The following is a 17,935-nucleotide window of genomic DNA, read 5'->3' on the forward strand; positions in this document are numbered from 1 at the left end:
GGATCGCGGTGCGCCCCCCGGCCGGGACCCGAGACCCGGGAGAGGGGGCCGATGGCGGAAGGCGGTAATACCACGGCTCCCGGTCTTCAACTGCTCGTGTGATGTGTTTGCCCAAGCGCCGCACGGGCTTGACCGCCGCTCGACGAGCCGGGCTCGTGGAGCAAGGTATTGCGCCTTCCGCCTTTTTTCATGACTGACAATCGCGGGAATAGCGATAACGGAAACGCAGCGGCCGGGCGCTGCCGAGGTGCGCGGCAGCCGCGATAATGTGGCCGTTGTCAACGAGCTGACTGTCGAATTGCCAGTCGTCCGGATCGTCCACGACATGCCCGGCAAAGGCGATTTGCGGCGGATCGAGGCTGAAGCTGCAATCCTGCAGCGGAAACGACAGCCCAAGCCCGCGCGCCTTCACATAGGCTTCCTTGAGTGTCCACAACGCCAGAAACCGCTGTCGTCGCGCACCGTTCTCCAGCGCCGACAGCGATGCCTGCTCGGCAGGCGAGAGCACGGATGCGGCGAGTTCGCAGGGGTCGACAGCGTTGTCGAGAGGTTCGATATCCACCCCGACATCGGCGGCATGGCAGACGGCACACGTGACCGCCGTTCCCGCGTGGGACAGCGAGAAATAAAGCCTGTGCATCTGCATCTGGTCGGCGCGCAACGCGGGTTTTCCGTAGGCGCCGCGCGTGAACGTCCAAGCGGACGGAAGCACCGGCGCGTAGCGGGCGAGAGCCATTCGCAGCAGCGCATGTGCCATCGTGAACAGCTTGCGGTCGCTACCGAATCGCAATCGTGACCGCCGTTCCCGCTCCTCGGGGGCGAGGATGCCGTCGAGCGAGGTGTTGGGAACTCCCAACACCGCCGCGTCATCGATGTGCGCGATCCAGATGTCGACGGTATCGGGGAGAAGCGGCACGGTTGCCTCGTCGGAATTGCCGTATAATGATCCGCTTTTCTGGACCGCCGGGAGACATGAACAAACAAAGGGGGCGGCTGTGCAACGCCGGGTTCTTACCGCTGAAATTAGCAGGAACGGCGCGGCCTGTCACCGCGCCGTTCCTGACAGCGAATGGAGTCCGATAGGAACGACTGGCGCGTCCGTTTCCGTGACCGCTGTTCCGCGTGGTTTCGCTAGCGCGAAACACGTATTGCAAAGCACAAGTCCGCCGATTTGCTTCTCAGCTAAAGCGGCTGCTCCGTCAGGACTTCCACTTGCCTTCATACTTGAACGCGGGAGCCGCTTTCAACTGCTCGGCGGTAGCGTTCGCGCGAGCCTCCCACTTCTTGTCGGTCTCGTTGTAGGTTACGGCGACGGTGGAGGGATCGAGAACGACGTAATGTTCGCCAAGGCCCAGAAAGCCGCCGACGGAGACGACGATGCCTGTCAGTTCGTTGCCCGTCCCGAGCACCAGGTCTTTGATTTCGCCAATGGTTTCATTGCCGGCGTTGGCGACATTGAGGCCGATCAGGTTGGAACTCAGCACGCTGGCGGCGGAGACGGGTGCCACCGCCGCCGGCGATGCCGGGGTCGGCGCGGTCTGTGCCAGTGCGGGGACGGCGAGCGCGGCCGAAGACAGCAACACAGCGCCGAAAACAATATTACGCATGGTATTCTCCTTGTCAGGTGATGACATGGGAAGAACAGCCGAGCGTTCGATTTGTTCCAGCCCGAACAGGGGAAGCGTAAGATTCACCCGCGTTGGGTGGCGCCACCGTCCACATAGAGATCGGCCATCGTGATGTGGCGGGCGCGGTCGGAAGCGAGGAAGACCACCGCATCCGCGATATCCTCCGGCGCGGCGATGCGGCCGAGCGGAATGCCGGTGCGGAAAATTTCCGGCGCGCCCGCGATCACCCGCGCCGGGCCGTTCCCGTCCGTCCACATCCCTTCCTGCATCGGCGTCAGTGTGGAGCCGGGCGCGACGATGTTGCAGCGGATGCCATGCGGCGCCAGTTCCAGCCCCAGCGAGCGGGTGAACATGGTCGACGCCGCCTTCGAGGCGGCATAGGCTGCCATGCCGTGGCGGGGAATGCCGGCCGCGTTCGAGCTGACTGTGACGATCACGCCCCGCCCGCGCGGCTGCATGCGGGCGGCGACGGCCTTCGAGACCAGGAACACGCCGGTGGCGTTGACGGCGAACACGCGCTGCCATTCCGCCAGATCCGTTTCGGCCACCGGCGAGGCCGACAGCACGCCGGCGACATTGGCTAGGATATCGATCGGGCCGGTCCGTTCCTCGACGGCGGCCACCGCGCGTTCCACCGCATCGGCCTGCGTCACGTCGAGCGGCGCGGTGACGAGCCTGTCCGGTGCGTTCGCGTTCGCGAGGCGCGCCAGTGCCTCCGTGTCCCGGTCCGTCGCGACCACGGTCGCGCCCTCGTCGAGCAGCGCGCGCACGACGGCGGCGCCGATGCCGCCCGAAGCGCCGGTGACGAAGGCGATTTTTCCGGCGATGCCGCTTTCACGCATGGCAAACTCCTGTCAACTCAACGAAAGCCGCCGCAGCCTGTCGGCGATCACGGGCGCAATATGCGCGGTCGCCGCCGCGCCCGTCAGGTGGGCATGGAGCGACGGCACGTCGTGCACGTCGAGCGACGCCGCATAAGGCGTCCACAATTGCGGCGTCAGATCGGTGCCCGCATGGTCGAGGGCGGCGCGAAAGTAGAGAACTCCGCCGGGGTAGAAGCGATGCCAGTGCCCGCGCACCAGGCGGTTGTTCGCCGCCACCACCTGCACGACGCCGGTCAGCGCGCGGTCGGAGAGCAGTCCGAGCGGGTTGTCGATGCCGCGCAGATACGCGACCACCTTCTCCCGCGTCAGCGGCCCGTCGCCGAGTTCCGACACGTCATGGCCGGCGATCTGCACCAGCGCCTTCAGCGAGACATCTTCCGAGGGATCGGACTGGTCGCGCCAGCTATCGCTCGGATAGGCGTCGAGCAGAGCGAGAAGCCCGTGCGGCGCACCGCTTTCCACCAGTTGCACGGCCATGGCATGGGCGATGATGCCGCCTACCGACCAGCCCGCGAGGTGGATGGGCCCGTCCGGCACGATGGTGCGGGCGAGGGCGATGTAATCGGCCGCCATCGCCTCGATGCTGGCGGGCGCGGGCGCCTGCGGATCGAGCCCGCGCGCCTGCAGGCCGTAGACAGCGTGCGCCGGGAGGGCGCGCGCGAGGCCCCCGTAGCACCACGAGATGCCGCCGGCGGGGTGGATGCAGAACAGCGGGCTCGCCCCCCGCCCGTCGTTGAGGCGGATGAGCGGTGCAAGCCCCTCGTTCTCGGTGGCGGAAAAACCGTTACCCGGCGCGCAAGCCGCGTCGATCCGGGCCGCGAGCCGCGCCACGGTGGGATCGGTGAACACCACGCCGAGACCGAACGGGTTGCCGCCGAGTGCCTGCGCCCAGTCGTCGCGCACCTGCTGCATGAGCTTCGCCGCGAGCAGGGAATGCCCGCCGAGGCTGAAGAAGTCGTCGTCCGCCGAGATCGTGGCCTCGTCGAGCCGGAGGCAGCGCGCGAACAGGGCCGCGACGCGCTTTTCGGTCGCGCTCTCCGGCTTGCGCCCGGCGTGGCCGGCGAAGGCCGGTTCCGGCAGGGCCTTGCGGTCGAGTTTGCCGTTGGCGGAAAGCGGCAGGCGCGCCAGCGTCACGAAGGCGGCGGGCACCATGTAGTCCGGCACGCGCGCGGCGATGGCGGCGCGCAGCCGCTCCGTGTCGATGTCTCGGCCGGGCTTCTGCGTGACATAGGCGACGAGCCGCTTGCCGCCTGCGCCGTCGTCGCGCGCGTCGATCACCGCCTGCGCCACCGCCTCGTCCGCGAGCGCCGCCGTCTCGATCTCGCCGAGTTCGATGCGCAGGCCGCGCAGCTTCACCTGATGGTCCGTGCGGCCGAGGAACACGATGGCGCCGTCCTCGCGCGCCAGCGCCAGATCGCCGGTGCGGTACATCCGCTCGCCGGGAAAGAACGGGTCCGCGACGAACCGCTCGTCCGTGAGTTCCGGCTGGCCGAGATAGCCGCGTGCGAGTTGCCGGCCGGAAAGGTAGAGTTCGCCGACGATTCCCGCCGGCAGGGGGCGGCGGCGCGCGTCGAGCACGTAAAGCCGCGTGTTCCACACCGGGAAGCCGATCGGCACAGGCTGGCTGCGGTCGGCGGCGGAAGCCTTCCAGTAGCTCACATCCACCGCTGCTTCCGTGGGGCCGTAGAGGTTGTGCAACTCGCCCGCAATCAGCTCGTGGAAGCGGTCGCGCAGCTTCGCCGGCAGCTCCTCGCCCGAGACGAAGACGCGGCGGATGGCGAGGCCCCGCACCTTCGGCTCGTCGAGAAACAGCGCCAGCATGGAGGGCACGAAATGCATCGTGGTGACGGCGTGTTCGCGCACCAGCGCCGCGAGCGCGCCGGGGTCCTTGTGGGTGTCGGGCGGCGCGACGACGAGCGTGGCGCCGGTGATGAAGGGCAGGAAGAACTCCCACACCGAAACGTCGAACGTGGCCGGCGTCTTCTGAAGGATGCGGTCGCCGGGACCGATGCCGTAGTGCGCCGCCATCCACAGCAGGCGGTTGACGATGGCCCGGTGCTCCACCACCACGCCCTTGGGCACGCCGGTCGACCCGGAGGTATAGATGATATAGGCCGCATCCCCCGGTGCGGGGTCGTGGAAGGGCTCGCCGCCAGGGGGGCCCGCGTCCTCCTCGTCGATGACGAACGGCGGCGCGCCTTCCGGCAGCCTGTGCCGCAACTCGCGCGTGGTGACGACGACGCGCGGGGCGGCTGATCGCAGGATGCGCGTCAGGCGCTCGCGCGGATGGTCGGCATCGAGCGGCAGATAGGCGGCGCCGAGCCGCACGATCGCGAGCAGTGCGAGCACGAGATGGCGCGAGCGCGGCAAGGCCACGGCCACCGCGTCGCCCGGATTCACGCCGGCCGCGCGCAGCCGGTGCGCGAAGGCCGCCGTTTCACGCTCCAGTTCCGCATAGGTCCAGCGCTGCGCACCCTCGGCGAGCGCAGGCGCGTCGGGCGTGCTGCGGGCGGTGCGCGCCAGCAGCGCGGCAAGCGTCGTCTCGGCGACGGGATGCGCGCTCGCCCGCTGCGCGGCAAACCACTGACCGTATTCGTCGGGGGAGAGCGTCGGCGCATCGGCGAGGCGCTCCGCCTGGGCTGCGGCATGCACGAAAGCGATGAAGCGCCGCCCGAGCTGCCGCGTCCGGTCCGCGGAATAGAGCGCGGGATTCGCGTCGAGTTCCAGGCGGATTTGCCGGCCTTCCCGGTCTGCGCGCAGCGTGAAGGTAAGGTCGTCGACGGCGCCGGCGCCGGGCACCGCGATGTCGGAGGCCACGCCATGCAGGCCGAGCGGCTCGTCGAAGGGCAGGATGTTGATGAGCGGGCCGTAGAGGCGGCGATCCTGCCCGATCAGGCCGAGGTCGCGGCGCAACTGCTCGCTGCGGTAGCGTCCGTGGCGGCGCGTCCGCGTGAGCTTGCGGGCGGTGTCGGCGGCAAGGTCGCCGAGCGGCTCATCCTCGTCCACGCGCACGCGCACCGGCAGCACATTCATCACCATGGACGGCACGCGCGCCGACGCGGAGCCGAAGCGGCCCATGTGTGGCACGCCGACGATGGCCTCATCGCCGCCCGCATGGCGGACGATGAAGGCGCCGGCCAGCGTTGTCAGCAGATCGGGCCAGCTCAGACCCATGTCCGCTGCCCGCGCCGTCAGTGCCCTGGCGGTTTCTTCCGGCAGGGAAAGCGTGAAGCGGTGGAAACTGTGCGCGCTCGCCGCCTCGCCCGGCGCGATGCCGGCGACATGCGGCCTGTCCGCGAACAGGTCGTGCCAGAACGCCCGCTCCCGGTCCTCGCGGGTGCTGCCAGCATAGGCCGCGTCCTCGGCGAGATAGCCGGAAAACGCCCCGAATTCAGTCTCTTGCGCGGGAACGGCAGCCACGGCCTCGTTATAGAGCGCGGCAATACGGCGGTTGAGCAGCGCGGTGCCGAAACCATCGATCACCAGATGGTGGATGTTCTGATGCCACAGGTAAAGGCCCGGTCCGACGACCAGCAGATGCTCCGTGACCAGCGGATCGCGGGTAGGATCACGCGGGCGGGCCATGTCGCGGTCGATGTGGGCGCGCGCGGCGGCGAGGGGATCGCTCTCACGGCTGAAATCGAAGATCGAAAGCGCGGCCGGGGGCGCTGCGCCGATCGTCTGCTCCGGCCCGTCGCGTCCGTCGATGAAGCGCGCGGCGAGCGCGGGCGCTTCCCGCAGGGCCTGCTCCACCGCCGCCTTGAAGGCGTCGCAGTCGAGCGGGCCCGACAGCGTGACGATCTGCCCGGTGTTGAAGACGGGATTTTCCGGGTCGAGCCGTTGCGCGAACCAGATGCCCTCCTGCGCCTGCAGGAGCGGATGACGCTCCGGCGGCGATGGACTGGGCCGGCCGGCGGCCGGCGCGGGAGTGGCGGTCATGGCTACTCTGCCGGATGGCGGCCGGCCAGATGACGGCTGGCGATAGCCCACCAGCGCGCCAGCGTCGGCTTTTCGGCAAGCTGCGCGAAGTCGAGCTTCACGCCCAGATCGCTCCAGCGCTGCACCAGCGCCATGGCGCGGATGGAATCGAGGCCGAGATCGATCAGGCTGTCGTCGTCGCCGATTTCGGAAGCATCCTCGCCGATGATGCGGGCGATGTCGGCGCGCATAGTGTCTTTCGTGAAGGCGCTCATCGGTTCACAGGCTCTCCAGCAGGTGGTTCGTCAGGGTGGCGACGGCGCAGCGTTCCGCCGCGTAGGTCACGGCCAGGTCGTGCTTCTCGCGCGAGAAGTCCGCCACCGCGTCGGCTACAAAGAAAGGCTCGATATTGCGCTGGAACGCTTCCGCCGTGGTCATGAGGCAGCCGATGTGAGCATAGATGCCGGTGACAATCAATTGATCGCGGTTACGCACGCGCATCAGGTGTTCCAGATTGGAACGCTGGAAAGCGCTGTAGCGCCACTTGTGCAGGACGAAGTCGCCATCGAATGGTGCGAGCACGGCGTGGATGTCCTGATGCTCCGGCCGCGTGCTCATGCCCGGCCCCCAGAAATCGCGTTGCAGGCCCCGGTCGCGCGGATCCTGATCGCCCTCCTGCGCGGTGTAGAAGATCGGGATGCCGAGCAGATGCGCATGGCGGCGCAGCCGGTCGATGTTGGCTATAACCTGCCGGATCGGCAAGGCATCGGCGGGGAAGGGCGCCAGGAAATAGTTCTGCATGTCGTGGATCAGCAGGGCAGCGCGGTCGCGACTCGCCCGCCATGGCACGCGCGCCGCGGGCAGGTTGCGCGCGTCCGGCAGGGCATAGGCGCTGATGCTCGGCAATCCCATCGTTCAATCCTTCTCTTGCGTCTGCGCGCGGGCTTCCGCCGCGTCCGCTTCCAGCAGACGCTGGCGTAGCGTGGCGCGCAGGTCCTTGCGGCTGACCTTGCCGACGGCTGTCGTATGGAAGCTGTCCACGAACACCACCCGGTCCGGCACCTTGAAGGCGGCGAGGCCCCGTTCGCGCACCCACGACTTGAGCGCCAGCGGCCTGAGCCCCGCGCCCTCGGGAACGGACTTGCGTGGAATGACGAAGGCGCAGGAGCGCTCGCCGAGATAGGGATCGGGAATGGATACCACCGCCGCGTCGAACACCCCGGGATGCGCAAGGAGATGGTCCTCGATCTCTTCCGCGGAGACCTTCTCGCCGCCGCGGTTGATCTGGTCCTTGGCGCGGCCCTGCACCACGAGATTGCCGTCCGGCCGCAGCAATACGATGTCGCCGGTGCGGTAATAGCCTTCCGGCGTGAACGAACGGGCGTTGGCCTCCGGCTCGTTGAAATACTGGCGGATGGTATAGGGGCCGCGCGTCAGCAGGTTGCCCGGCGTGCCGGGCGCCACGGGCCTGTCGTCGTCGTCCACGATCAGCAGTTCGTCGTCCGGGCTGATCGGGCGGCCTTGCGTTTCCGTGACGACCTCCTCGCTGTCGTCGAGGCGGGTGTAGTTGACGAGCCCTTCCGCCATGCCGAACACTTGCTGCAGCACCGGTCCGAACACCGCCTGGATGCGCCGCGCTACTTCCGGCGTCAGCTTCGCGCCGCCCGCCTGCAGCACTTTAAGGCTGGAGAGGTCGTGCGTCGTGGTTCGCGCCGCGTCCGCCCACACCAGTGCGAGCGGCGGCACGAGGCCGGTGATGGTCACCTTCTCGCGCGCGATCAGCGGAAACGCCGCATCCGGCGCGGGGGAGGGGCTGAGCACCACCGTGCCGCCGCCATGGAGCGTGCCGAAAGTGCCGGGCGAGCTCATGGGATAGTTATGCGCGATGGGCAGCGCGCCGAGATACACGCTGGTTTCGTCCATCCGGCAAATCTCGTTGCTGCCACGCAGGCTGTAGATATAGTCGTCATGCGTGCGCGGAATGAGCTTGGAAAGGCCGGTGCTGCCGCCGGAAATCTGGAGGAAGGCGACATCGGAGGACAAGGGGCCTTCCGGCAGCGGCCCGTCATGCTTCTCCACCGCGGCGAGCGGCATGAAGGGGCCGGCGTCGTCGGCCGCGACGATCACATGGCCGAGAGCCGGCACCTTTGCCCTTACCTCCGCCGCGAGAGCACGATAGTCGAAGCCCTCGAACGTGTCCGTTATCACGTAACCGCGCGCTTCCGTGCGGGTGAGGAAATGCTCGATCTCGGTGGAGCGATGCGCGGGCAGCGCGAAGACGGGCAGGATGCCGGCGCGGAACAGGCCGAAGACGACGCTGAAGAATGGCGCGACGTTCGGCAGTTGCACCACCACGCGCTCTCCGGCGCGAAAGCCCAGCGCCGCGAAGCCGCGCGCCACCGCGTCCGCGCGCGCGTCCAGCTCGGCATAGGTCCAGCGCGTGTCGCCCGCCACGATGGCGGTGCGATCGGCGAAGCGGCCGGCGCGGTCGCGCAGCATGGCGCCGAACGTCTCGCCGCGCCAGTAGCCGGCCTCCCGGTAGCGTGCGGCCAGTTCCTCGGGCCATTTCTGGATTGCCGGAATCACGTTGCATCCTCCTCATGCCGCTCAGTGCGGACCGCGCTTGCGGCGCGGGACGGGGCGTATCGCCAGTCTGCCGCGTCAGCGCGGTTCCTGCGTCCTGCCGGCTTCGTCGATGCCGAGCGCGGCGAGCAGGGCCGCGAACTTCGCCGAGGTCTCGGCGACTTCCGACTCGGGATCGGAACCCGGCACGATGCCCGCCCCCGCATAGAGGCGTGCCGTCGCACCGGAAAATTCCGCGCAACGGATCGCCACCATCCAGCGTCCGTCTCCCGCGCGATCCGCCCAGCCCACCGCCCCCGCGTAGAAGCCGCGGTCGAAGTCCTCCAGCGTGGCAATCGCCTCGCGCGCCGTTGCCCGTGGCAGGCCGCAGACGGCGGGCGTGGGATGCAGGGCGGCGGCGAGTTCAACGACGGACACTGCCGGATCCTTCAGCTCGCCGTCAATGGCCGTGCCCAGATGCCACATGGAGGCGGTCGAGACCAGCGACGGGCCTTCCGGCGCGGACAGCGCGCGGCAATAGGGGGTGAGCGTGTCGAGGATGGCCTCGACCACGAAGGCATGCTCGCGCAGGTCCTTTTCCGAGTGCAGCAGGCCGTCCGCGGAGGCCCTGTCGGCGGCGGCGTCGGCGTGGCGGCGCGCGGAGCCGGCGAGCGGCGCGGAGCGGACCGTGCCGCCGCGCTTGTCCACGAGCAGCTCGGGGCTGGCGCCGACGAGTGTGCGCGGTGCGCCCGAAGCAGCCGCCGGCAGCGGCACCGCATAGGTCGTGATGGTGGAGTCCTGTGCGAGGCGCGTCAGCACCGCATCGAGATCGATGGCGTGGGGGGCTGTCACGAGCAGGCTGCGCGCCAGCACGACCTTGCGCAGGGCCGCAGCTTCGTCGTTCAGCAGCGCGAGCGCGCGTGCGACGCTGTCGGCGTAGGTCGCGGCCGGCGGCTCGGCGATGCTGGTCCAGCCTCCCGCCGCGCGCGGCAGCGACCGCACCTTGCCGATGGGCGCGGCCGCGGACACGCTTTCCGGCGCGTAGAGGTGCGCGGCGGCCGTCCGGTCGAAGGGCAGGGCGCCGACGAGCAGCGTCGCGTGGCGCTGCTCCTTCCAGAACGCCTCGACGGCGGCGGCGAGGCTGCCGGCGGCTGTCGGCGCGAGGCTGCAGCCCGCGCCATGGCCGACGAGCGTTCCGCCGGCTCCACTGAAAACGAAAGGCGCGGCGAAGCCCGCGTTCTCGATATCGCTGCCTTCGGCGGGTTGACGCATTGCGACACTTGCCATTCTGTTCACTCGGATGATGCGCCGCCGGCCTGCTGGCGCAGGTCGATCCAGTTTGGCCCCGCGAGCGGGACGGCGAGGAAACGTGTGTTCAGCTCTTCGATCGTCTTGTCCGGATCGACGTCGGCGAAAAGTTCGGGATGGATCCAGTTGGCGAGCCGTTCGGCGACGAGGATGTCGAGCGGCGAGTTGAGAAGCTGATGCGCGAGCCCGTGCACCTCGCCGCGCTCGACGGGGGCGAGGGAGGCGATGCCCGGCCGCGCCGCCATGCGCGCCAGCGAAGCCCGCGCTTCAGCGGGCGAGAATTCCGGCCCGATGACGAAACCGCCGGCCTTCGCGGTGTGCGGGCCGCCGGTGGCGATGTAGATTTCCGGCTCCGCGCTGATGATGTACTCGATGCCAAGCTTGCCGCTGGCGCCGGGCAGCACGTCCGCGCCGATATTATGGCCACCGGCGAGTTCGACGTAATTGCCGACATTGCCCCGCCCCGGCGAGTTGCAGCATTCCGTCAGCCCGGCGTGCACTTCCAGGAAAACACGTGGGCGCCGGAGGGCCGGCGTCTGCGCGATCCGCCCGGTGATGCGCTTCAGATGCGCGTCCCGGAAGTCGATGAAGGCCTGCGCCCGTTCTTCCGCCCCGATCAGGCGGCCGAGGATGAGCAAGCTCTTCTCCAGGTTTTCGAGCGGCTGCGAGAAGAAGTCGATGAAGACGACGGGAATGCCGGCCGCCTCGATCTGGCGGATCTGCTCCGGGTTCGGTCCCAGCCCGTCGCGGAAGATCGCCACGTCGGGCGCGACGTCGATGACCTGTTCGACGGAGAGAGAGTCCGCCGAACCGGCAATGCGCGGCTTGTCGGCGATGGCGGGAAAACGCTCGCGATAGGCGCCGTAGGCGGCGTCGCCGAGACGGTGGACGTCGTGCGGCCATGCGGCCACGAGCGAAACCGGATCGTCCGCCATCAGCGACAGGGCGATCAGATAACGTCCGTCGTCGATCAGAAGCCGCTGTGCCGGCCGGGGAAGGGAGATCGTCCTGCCCGCGATATCCGTTACCGTGACGGGCTGAACGTCCTGGGCACGAGCTTGGACAACAGAATCAAGAATAATTATAAAAGAAATCGAAAGCGCGAGAGAAAGCATACGCACGAGAAAAGGAACACGGCGAACTATGATGTACAGTTTAGAATTATTATATTGTGATTGCATTTAGCTGAGTTCTCGCGTTTCTCGTTGGATGGCTATGTGCCGGCGCGAGCTATAAGTCAATATCCTGCATGGCCGCCAGCCATGCGTTGCGGGCAGGCGCGGACATCACGTTTTCCTGAACGGTTCACTTTCCCGCGAGATCGCGGCTCCGCGATCTATTTCCGTATTCTTGAGGTGTGGCGTTTCCTCAACGCGGCCGCCGCGCGGGCACGAGGCGGCACGCACATAAGGCGGAACGGCGCCTGGGGCCGTCAATGGCCCTTGTTGCGCAACGCCTCGGCTTCCGTGTAGAAGCGCTTTTCCCACGCCTTGTGGTTGTCGAGCCCCTCGCGGATGAAGGGGGTGAAGACGGCGACGTTCAGCAGCAGCCAGTTGATCAGGCTCGCGGGGAAACGCAGCGGCTTCACGAAGTCGACGAACAGGACCACGCGCGTCCTGTCGGTGTGATTCCACGCCTCGTGCTTGTAGGCGTCGTCGAAGACAAGCGCCTTGCCTTCCTCCCAGTGCAGCACCTGGTCGTCCACGCGGATGGCGAGCTTGTCGCGCGGCTCGGGCACGATCAGGCCCAGATGCAGCCGCAGGACGCCGTTGTAAGGGCCACGATGCGGCGGCAGGTGCTTGCCCGGCTCGAAGATGGAGAACATCGCCGTCTTGAGGCCGGGGATCTTCTGGACGATCCGCCATGTCTGCGGGCAGGCGGCGATGTTCTGCTCCGATTTGAGGCCGTAGCCCGTGAGGAAGAACGTCTTCCAGCGCGAATCGGTGCTGATGGTCTTCACGTCGGCCGAGATGTCCTGAAAGCTCGGCAACTCGCTCTGGCGTTCGAGCACCGCGTCGAGTTCGTGGCGAATCAGATGCCATTCGCGCTCGATGTCCGCGACCCAGGGAAAGGTGGCGTTGTCGTAGACCGGCGGGTTGCCGACCCTGGAATATCGCAGGTTAAGCCGCTCCGCCCACGCCACGATTCCCATCAGGACACGGGTGATGCGGCTCGGGCGCGTCATCGGCGCGATGCCTTCGGTTCCGAACTGCTGCGAGCCGGAATCCGGCGCCGGCGGCTTGTTTGCGGTGTCGGTAGCCAAGATGACCTCCTGCCCAACCTCCTGCACGGGTGACGCCGGATCGGCGTTATCGCGGAGCAGCGCCAGGAGAATGCGGCCGACTCCGCTCCGGTCCCCGTCTCTTGCTAGATCGTTTCGGCTGAGTCGGCAAGTATGACCGCAGTCGCATCTGCGATGCGCTATTATACTCCAGTCATATTTGAATCATTATAAGTAACGTGCAGGCTTCGATAAATCGTTACTTGTCGAGCCCGCTGTTCCTATAGATCTCCGGCAAGGAAGCGCTCCCACATATGGGCCGTGCCGAAAAAGGCGTTGCGGTCCACGGGCTCCCCGATGCCGGGGATGGTGCCCTTGGCGGTATACTGCCAGAAATACCACCGCCGCCCGTCGAAGCGGGGTGTCGGATAGCGCGGGATGCTGCGAACCCAGATCGGATAGCGCTCGAATTCGCCCTGCATCACGTCCTTGAAGAAGGTGATGTCGGTGTAGATCACCGGCCGCTTGCCGTAGTGCTGCTCCATCGCGTTGAGCATGATCTTCATCTCGGCGATGGCCGCGGCGCGCGGGATCTTGCGCGGGCAGGTCTTCGAATGGCCGTTCCACTCCACGTCGAGCACCGGCGGCAGTGCATCGGGGTCGACGGGCACGTTCCGGATGAACCACGCCACCTGCTCGACCGCCGGCCGGCACCAGTAGGTGAAGTGATACGCGCCGCGCGGCACGTTGGCGATCCCCGCGGCATACCAGTTTTCGAGGAACCTCGGATCGATGTGGTCGCCCCCTTCCGTCGCCTTGATCCAGGCGAACGCGACGCCGCTGCGCCGGACCGTGACCCAGTCGATGTCGCCCTGCCAGCGGGAAACGTCTATGCCGTGGATCGGGTAGTCGGAAGGCACGGGCTCGCGCCGCTGCGTGGCGCAGGAGGCGACCGCCACGGCAAGCAGGGCTGCCGTCAGCGGCTTCGTGAACCGGCTGGAAATAGACGCAAACATCGCAAGACGATCCGCTTCAGGAACTATCAGACACGGATCGTGACGAAGCCGGCCGGCGCGAATCCGCCGGAATGAACGCCTGCGTCCCAGACCGCGTGGTCACCATTGTACGTTTTCGGTTAAGACGAAGTGAATTGGCGGCAAAATTCCACCGGCTCCCGCGTCTCCGACGGTGCCCGCCGCGCGGCATGGTGCGGCGGCGATACGAATTCGGTTAATACAGTATATTGAATAGCATACAAGATACACAGTTCGGATGTATTCTGTATTCTGCCATATGTGGGGGCAGATGCACGCCGCGACGCCTCTCCAGGTGGTTATCGGAATCGATCGAACCAGGAGTTCTAAGATGAGCGACAGTTTCCCCGGAGCGGGCAAGGCCCTTGCGGCCGAGTTTCTGGGCACTTTCTGGCTGGTGCTCGGCGGCGCGGGCAGCGCCGTGCTGGCCGCGGGCGTCCCTGACGTGGGCATCGGCTATGCCGGTGTTGCCCTTGCCTTCGGCCTCACCGTCCTCACCGGCGCCTATGCCCTCGGGCATATCTCCGGCGGGCATTTCAACCCGGCTGTCACGGTCGGCCTTTTCGTGGGCGGCCGCTTTCCGGCCCGGAACATCGGGCCCTACATCGTGGCGCAGGTGCTGGGCGCCATCGCGGCCGCGTTCGTGCTTTACCTGATCGCTTCCGGCAAGGCGGGTTTCGACGCCTCCGCGAGCGGCTTCGCCTCCAACGGCTACGGCGAACATTCGCCGGGCGGCTACTCGATTTTCGCCGCGATCGTGGTGGAGTTCGTGCTCACGGCCTTCTTCCTCATCGTCATCTTCGGCGCCACGGACGGGCGTGCGCCCGCCGGGTTCGCCCCGCTCGCCATCGGTCTCGCACTCACCCTCATCCACCTGATCAGCATTCCGGTCACCAACACCTCGGTCAACCCGGCGCGCAGCACGGGCGTCGCGCTGTTCCAGGGCGGCTGGGCGATCGCGCAGCTCTGGCTGTTCTGGGTGGTGCCGCTGCTCGGCGGCGCGGCGGGCGGCCTGATCTATCGTCACCTGCTTTCCAGCAACGACCAGCGCTGATCCCTTGCGATCACGGCGGTATGAGGGTGCTGCCCTCATACCGCAGGCCGCCCTCGCGATCGCGGGCGAGCAGCAGCGGGCCGTCGAGATCGACGTAGTCCGCCCCCTCGGCGATGACGAGCGCCGGCGTCATGCCGAGCGACGTGCCCACCATGCAGCCGACCATGATGCCGAGACCGCGCGCGGCCGCCTCCCGCCGCAGCACGAGCGCGTCTGTCAGGCCGCCGGTCTTGTCGAGCTTGATGTTGACGGCCGTGTACCACGCGGGCAGTGCCGCAAGCGATGCCGCGTCGTGGATGCTTTCGTCCGCGCAGATGGCGACCGGCGTATCGATGCGGGCGAGGGCCCCGTCGTCGCCCGCCGGCAGCGGCTGCTCGATGAGTTCGACTTTCTCCCGCTCACAGGCCGCGATGTTGGCGCCGAGGTTGTCCGGCCGCCAGCCCTCGTTCGCGTCCACGATGAGGCGCGCGCGCGGCGCGCCCTCGCGCACGGCGGCGAGCCGCTCGATATCGCCGTCCCCGCCCAGCTTGACCTTCAGCAGCGGCCGCTCCGCCGCGCGCCTTGCGGCCTCGTACATCGATTCCGGTGTCCCGAGGCTCAGCGTGTAGGCGGTGGTCATCGGCGCGGGCTTCAGTGCGCCGGCGAGTGCATGGAGCGGGCGGCCACTGGCGTGGACTTCGAGGTCCCACAGGGCGCAGTCGAGCGCGTTGCGCGCCGCGCCGGGCGTAAGCCGCCGGAGGAGGTCGGTGCGCATCAGGCCGTCGCGCACGGCCTCCGCGAGTCCGCGCAGCTGCGCCACGACGCTGTCGACGCTCTCGCCATAGCGCTTGTAGGGCACGCATTCGCCCCATCCGGCGTGTTCGCCCTCGCGCACGGTTGCGACCACGACGACGGCCTCGGTGCGGCTGCCGCGCGCGATGGTGAAGCTGCCGGCGATGGGCCAGTGCTCGACCGCGATCTCAAGTTCGCGCATCATGCATCCGCCGCCGTGCCGCCCGTCGCCGCCTGCACGCGCACCGCGTCCGGAAGCGGGATGAATTCGTCCCGGTCGCCGACGGGCAGGTCGAACGTGCCCTTGCCCCACTGCTGTGCCTTCCAGGCCTCCTTCGCCGCCGTGATGCGCTCGTGCGACGAGGCGACGAAGTTCCACCACACGTAGCGCGGGCCGTTGAGCGTCGCGCCGCCGAGGATCATCAGCCGCGCGCCGCGCTCGCCGGCCGCGACGGTGATCGTGTCGCCCGGGCGGAACACCATCATGCGCCCGGCTTCGAAAGTCTGCCCGGCGACGGCGATGCTGCCTTCCGAGACGTAGATGCCCCGGTCCTCGTGGTCGTCCGGCAGCGGGAAGCGCGCGCCCGGTTGCAGCTGCACGTCGGCGTAGAACGTTTCCGAATAGACGGTGGCCGGCGCTTTCTCGCCATAGGCATGCCCCAGGATCAGCTTCAGCGAGACGCCCTCGTTCTCGATCACCGGCAGGTCGCGCGTGCCGTGGTGCTCGAAGACGGGCGCGTTGTCCTCCGCCCCCTCGGGAAGCGCGACCCATGTCTGGATGCCGAACAGGCTGTGCGGGCCCGCACGCCCCTGCGCGCTGGTGCGTTCGGAATGGGTCACGCCGCGTCCCGCGACCATCCAGTTCAGCTCGCCCGGGCGGATGATCTGGTCGCTGCCGATGCTGTCGCGGTGGTGAAAGTCGCCGCGATAGAGATAGGTGACGGTGCCGAGCCCGATGTGGGGATGCGGGCGCACGTCGATCCCCGCGCCGGTGAGGAACTCGGCCGGTCCGGCCTGATCGAAGAATATGAACGGCCCCACCATCTGGCGCCTTGGCGCCGGCAGGGCGCGGCGCACCTCGAAGCCGCCGAGGTCGCGCGTGCGGGGAATGATCAGCGTTTCGATGGCGTCGGCGCCGGTGTCGTCCGGGCAACCGGGTTCGAGGGCGGGGTTCCAGCTCATGATGCGTCCTCCCGGCGCGTGTGCGCCCGTTGTTCTCGCCGGCGCCGATTCTACAGCATCGGGCCGCAGGGCGGATACCGCTAATTCGACAGGGGCCGGAAAGAAACCGGCAGGCGCCCAGTCAGGGCACATCCCGGCGGCAGGGTGCCTGCGGCGGCCCGTCGTCGAGCATGAGCTGCAGGATGGCGAGATCGAGCCAGCGGCCGAATTTCGTCCCCACCTCGTTGTGGCGGCCGGCCTCCACGAAACCGAACCGGCGGTGCAGCGCGATCGAGGCGCCGTTTCCCGCTTCGATGGCGGCAATCATCGCGTGCCGCCCCTGCGCGCGCGCTTCCTCGATCAGCCGTGCCAGCAGCAGCCCGCCGATGCCCGCGCGATGGTGGCGCGGATGCACATAGATGGAATGCTCGACGGTGTGCCGGTAGCCGTCGTGGGGCCGCCACGCGCCGAAGGTGGCATAGCCGAGCACCTCGCCGGCCGGCGTATCCTCCGTGGCCGCGACCAGAACCGGGAAGCCGCCACCCTGCCGGGCCGCGAGCCAGGCGGCGCGGTCGGCCTCGTCCACGACGGTCTCGTTCCAGATGGCGGTCGTGTTGGCGACGGCGTCGTTGTAGATCGCCGTGATTCCCTTCACGTCCGCCGCAGCGGCGGGCCTTATCAGCATTCCGAACCTCACGCATCGCGGGTGGCCCGATGGCCCCCACGCTTCTTTTCTGGAGCGAGCGCCTTTACCCGTCAAATGATTCCATGGCTCAGCCGCGCTGGGGAACGAGCATCCGCCGCAGGGTTCCGTCGTGGAGCCAGAAAGCGTGGAAAAGTGCCGCGCCGGCATGCCCGAGGATGAGCACGATGAAGAGGGGCTTGGCGACCGTATGCACGCCTCCCCACGGCTCGCCCGCATAGAAGCCGAGCAGGCCGGTGACGGGTGCGGCGACGAGCAGCAGGTAGAACAGGTGGTGCATGCCAGCCGCGAGTTTGCCGGTGAGGCCCTCGTCGACCGGCGCCGGCACGCCGCGCGCGACGCGCAGCGCAAGCCGCAACGCCACCAGCGCGAGGACGGCGATGCCCAGCCAGTAGTGCGCGCTGGCCAGCGCGCCATCTGCGCCGGCGGGCGTACCGCCTTCCTCGCGCGCCTTGACGGCGTGAGCCATGCTCTCCCCGAAGGCGAGCTGGAAGAAGACGATGGCGGCAATGATCCAGTGGAGTGTGATTTGCGCGAGCGAATATCCGGTTGGTGCGGGGTGGGACATGGTTCCGTTCTCCTGACGTCTGCGATGGGCGCGACGGCACCGATCTGACGCTGCGAAGCTGACACCACTCTGAAAACGGATGCGGCGCGCGCGCCGGGCGTCATTCTGTCGCAATTGCCCGGT

Annotated in this window: 16 protein-coding genes; 1 reads left to right on the forward strand and 15 read right to left on the reverse strand. The window is 67.9% G+C overall.

What is annotated here, in order from left to right:
• Positions 1–187 precede the first annotated feature (187 nt).
• The 11 genes from ACFFJ7_RS05225 to ACFFJ7_RS05275 all read right to left on the reverse strand — a co-directional run bounded on the left by ACFFJ7_RS05225 (position 188) and on the right by ACFFJ7_RS05275 (position 13,537).
• Positions 188–916: a 4'-phosphopantetheinyl transferase family protein gene (locus ACFFJ7_RS05225; RefSeq protein ID WP_377590968.1), complete on the reverse strand. Its 729-nt coding sequence runs from the start codon at positions 914–916 to the stop codon at positions 188–190.
• A 283-nt stretch (positions 917–1,199) separates the two neighbouring features.
• A complete protein-coding gene (locus ACFFJ7_RS05230; protein ID WP_166947855.1) occupies positions 1,200–1,607 on the reverse strand; it encodes a PRC-barrel domain-containing protein in 408 nt (135 codons plus the stop codon).
• Between the two features lie 83 nt (positions 1,608–1,690).
• The gene (locus ACFFJ7_RS05235; protein WP_166947857.1) at positions 1,691–2,470 is read right to left on the reverse strand and encodes a 2,3-dihydro-2,3-dihydroxybenzoate dehydrogenase; all 780 of its coding nucleotides are present in this window, start codon (positions 2,468–2,470) and stop codon (positions 1,691–1,693) included.
• A gap of 12 nt (positions 2,471–2,482) precedes the next feature.
• Positions 2,483–6,451: a non-ribosomal peptide synthetase gene (locus ACFFJ7_RS05240; RefSeq protein ID WP_377590969.1), complete on the reverse strand. Its 3,969-nt coding sequence runs from the start codon at positions 6,449–6,451 to the stop codon at positions 2,483–2,485.
• 2 nt (positions 6,452–6,453) lie between these two features.
• On the reverse strand, positions 6,454–6,705 hold the full coding sequence (locus tag ACFFJ7_RS05245) for a phosphopantetheine-binding protein (RefSeq protein WP_166947861.1): 252 nt from the start codon (positions 6,703–6,705) through the stop codon (positions 6,454–6,456).
• Positions 6,706–6,709: 4 nt separating this feature from the next.
• On the reverse strand, positions 6,710–7,342 hold the full coding sequence (locus ACFFJ7_RS05250) for an isochorismatase family protein (RefSeq protein ID WP_377590970.1): 633 nt from the start codon (positions 7,340–7,342) through the stop codon (positions 6,710–6,712).
• Between the two features lie 3 nt (positions 7,343–7,345).
• Entirely contained in the window at positions 7,346–9,016 is a 1,671-nt protein-coding gene (locus tag ACFFJ7_RS05255; RefSeq protein WP_377590971.1) for a (2,3-dihydroxybenzoyl)adenylate synthase, read from the reverse strand.
• Positions 9,017–9,091: 75 nt separating this feature from the next.
• Positions 9,092–10,279 (reverse strand): isochorismate synthase, encoded by a 1,188-nt coding sequence (locus tag ACFFJ7_RS05260; protein ID WP_377590973.1) that lies wholly within the window; start codon positions 10,277–10,279, stop codon positions 9,092–9,094.
• A gap of 5 nt (positions 10,280–10,284) precedes the next feature.
• Positions 10,285–11,235: an ABC transporter substrate-binding protein gene (locus ACFFJ7_RS05265; RefSeq protein WP_246224956.1), complete on the reverse strand. Its 951-nt coding sequence runs from the start codon at positions 11,233–11,235 to the stop codon at positions 10,285–10,287.
• 497 nt (positions 11,236–11,732) lie between these two features.
• Positions 11,733–12,563, reverse strand: a complete 831-nt coding sequence (gene olsC / locus ACFFJ7_RS05270; RefSeq protein WP_377590975.1) for an ornithine lipid ester-linked acyl 2-hydroxylase OlsC — start codon at positions 12,561–12,563, stop codon at positions 11,733–11,735.
• A 239-nt stretch (positions 12,564–12,802) separates the two neighbouring features.
• Positions 12,803–13,537, reverse strand: coding sequence for a glycoside hydrolase family 25 protein (locus ACFFJ7_RS05275; RefSeq protein ID WP_166947869.1), 735 nt, complete (start codon positions 13,535–13,537; stop codon positions 12,803–12,805).
• Between the two features lie 349 nt (positions 13,538–13,886).
• Between ACFFJ7_RS05275 and aqpZ the strand changes: the two genes are divergently transcribed.
• A complete protein-coding gene (gene aqpZ, locus ACFFJ7_RS05280) occupies positions 13,887–14,609 on the forward strand; it encodes an aquaporin Z (RefSeq protein WP_166947871.1) in 723 nt (240 codons plus the stop codon).
• A 10-nt stretch (positions 14,610–14,619) separates the two neighbouring features.
• Here aqpZ and dgcA read toward each other — a convergent pair whose 3' ends face one another.
• The 4 genes from dgcA to ACFFJ7_RS05300 form a co-directional block, all read right to left on the reverse strand.
• On the reverse strand, positions 14,620–15,582 hold the full coding sequence (gene dgcA, locus ACFFJ7_RS05285; protein WP_377592085.1) for an N-acetyl-D-Glu racemase DgcA: 963 nt from the start codon (positions 15,580–15,582) through the stop codon (positions 14,620–14,622).
• Positions 15,582–16,562: a pirin family protein gene (locus ACFFJ7_RS05290; protein WP_377590978.1), complete on the reverse strand. Its 981-nt coding sequence runs from the start codon at positions 16,560–16,562 to the stop codon at positions 15,582–15,584. Before ACFFJ7_RS05290 ends, dgcA begins: the two co-directional genes overlap by 1 nt.
• 121 nt (positions 16,563–16,683) lie before the next feature.
• Positions 16,684–17,226: a GNAT family N-acetyltransferase gene (locus ACFFJ7_RS05295; protein ID WP_377590980.1), complete on the reverse strand. Its 543-nt coding sequence runs from the start codon at positions 17,224–17,226 to the stop codon at positions 16,684–16,686.
• A gap of 88 nt (positions 17,227–17,314) precedes the next feature.
• Entirely contained in the window at positions 17,315–17,812 is a 498-nt protein-coding gene (locus ACFFJ7_RS05300; protein WP_377590982.1) for a cytochrome b, read from the reverse strand.
• Positions 17,813–17,935 lie beyond the last annotated feature (123 nt).

The sequence above is a fragment of the Pseudochelatococcus lubricantis genome (genome assembly GCF_042432495.1).
Lineage (GTDB): Bacteria > Pseudomonadota > Alphaproteobacteria > Rhizobiales > Beijerinckiaceae > Pseudochelatococcus > Pseudochelatococcus lubricantis.

Excerpts from the sequence above, each read along its gene's own strand:
- ACFFJ7_RS05230 (WP_166947855.1), bottom strand. The coding sequence starts at position 1,607 with ATGCGTAATATTGTTTTCGGCGCTGTGTTGCTGTCTTCGGCCGCGCTC.
- ACFFJ7_RS05235 (WP_166947857.1), bottom strand. The coding sequence starts at position 2,470 with ATGCGTGAAAGCGGCATCGCCGGAAAAATCGCCTTCGTCACCGGCGCT.
- ACFFJ7_RS05240 (WP_377590969.1), bottom strand. The coding sequence starts at position 6,451 with ATGACCGCCACTCCCGCGCCGGCCGCCGGCCGGCCCAGTCCATCGCCG.
- ACFFJ7_RS05245 (WP_166947861.1), bottom strand. The coding sequence starts at position 6,705 with ATGAGCGCCTTCACGAAAGACACTATGCGCGCCGACATCGCCCGCATC.
- ACFFJ7_RS05250 (WP_377590970.1), bottom strand. The coding sequence starts at position 7,342 with ATGGGATTGCCGAGCATCAGCGCCTATGCCCTGCCGGACGCGCGCAAC.
- ACFFJ7_RS05260 (WP_377590973.1), bottom strand. The coding sequence starts at position 10,279 with ATGGCAAGTGTCGCAATGCGTCAACCCGCCGAAGGCAGCGATATCGAG.
- ACFFJ7_RS05265 (WP_246224956.1), bottom strand. The coding sequence starts at position 11,235 with ATGGCGGACGATCCGGTTTCGCTCGTGGCCGCATGGCCGCACGACGTC.
- ACFFJ7_RS05275 (WP_166947869.1), bottom strand. The coding sequence starts at position 13,537 with ATGTTTGCGTCTATTTCCAGCCGGTTCACGAAGCCGCTGACGGCAGCC.
- aqpZ (WP_166947871.1), top strand. The coding sequence starts at position 13,887 with ATGAGCGACAGTTTCCCCGGAGCGGGCAAGGCCCTTGCGGCCGAGTTT.
- dgcA (WP_377592085.1), bottom strand. The coding sequence starts at position 15,582 with ATGCGCGAACTTGAGATCGCGGTCGAGCACTGGCCCATCGCCGGCAGC.
- ACFFJ7_RS05290 (WP_377590978.1), bottom strand. The coding sequence starts at position 16,562 with ATGAGCTGGAACCCCGCCCTCGAACCCGGTTGCCCGGACGACACCGGC.
- ACFFJ7_RS05295 (WP_377590980.1), bottom strand. The coding sequence starts at position 17,226 with ATGCTGATAAGGCCCGCCGCTGCGGCGGACGTGAAGGGAATCACGGCG.
- ACFFJ7_RS05300 (WP_377590982.1), bottom strand. The coding sequence starts at position 17,812 with ATGTCCCACCCCGCACCAACCGGATATTCGCTCGCGCAAATCACACTC.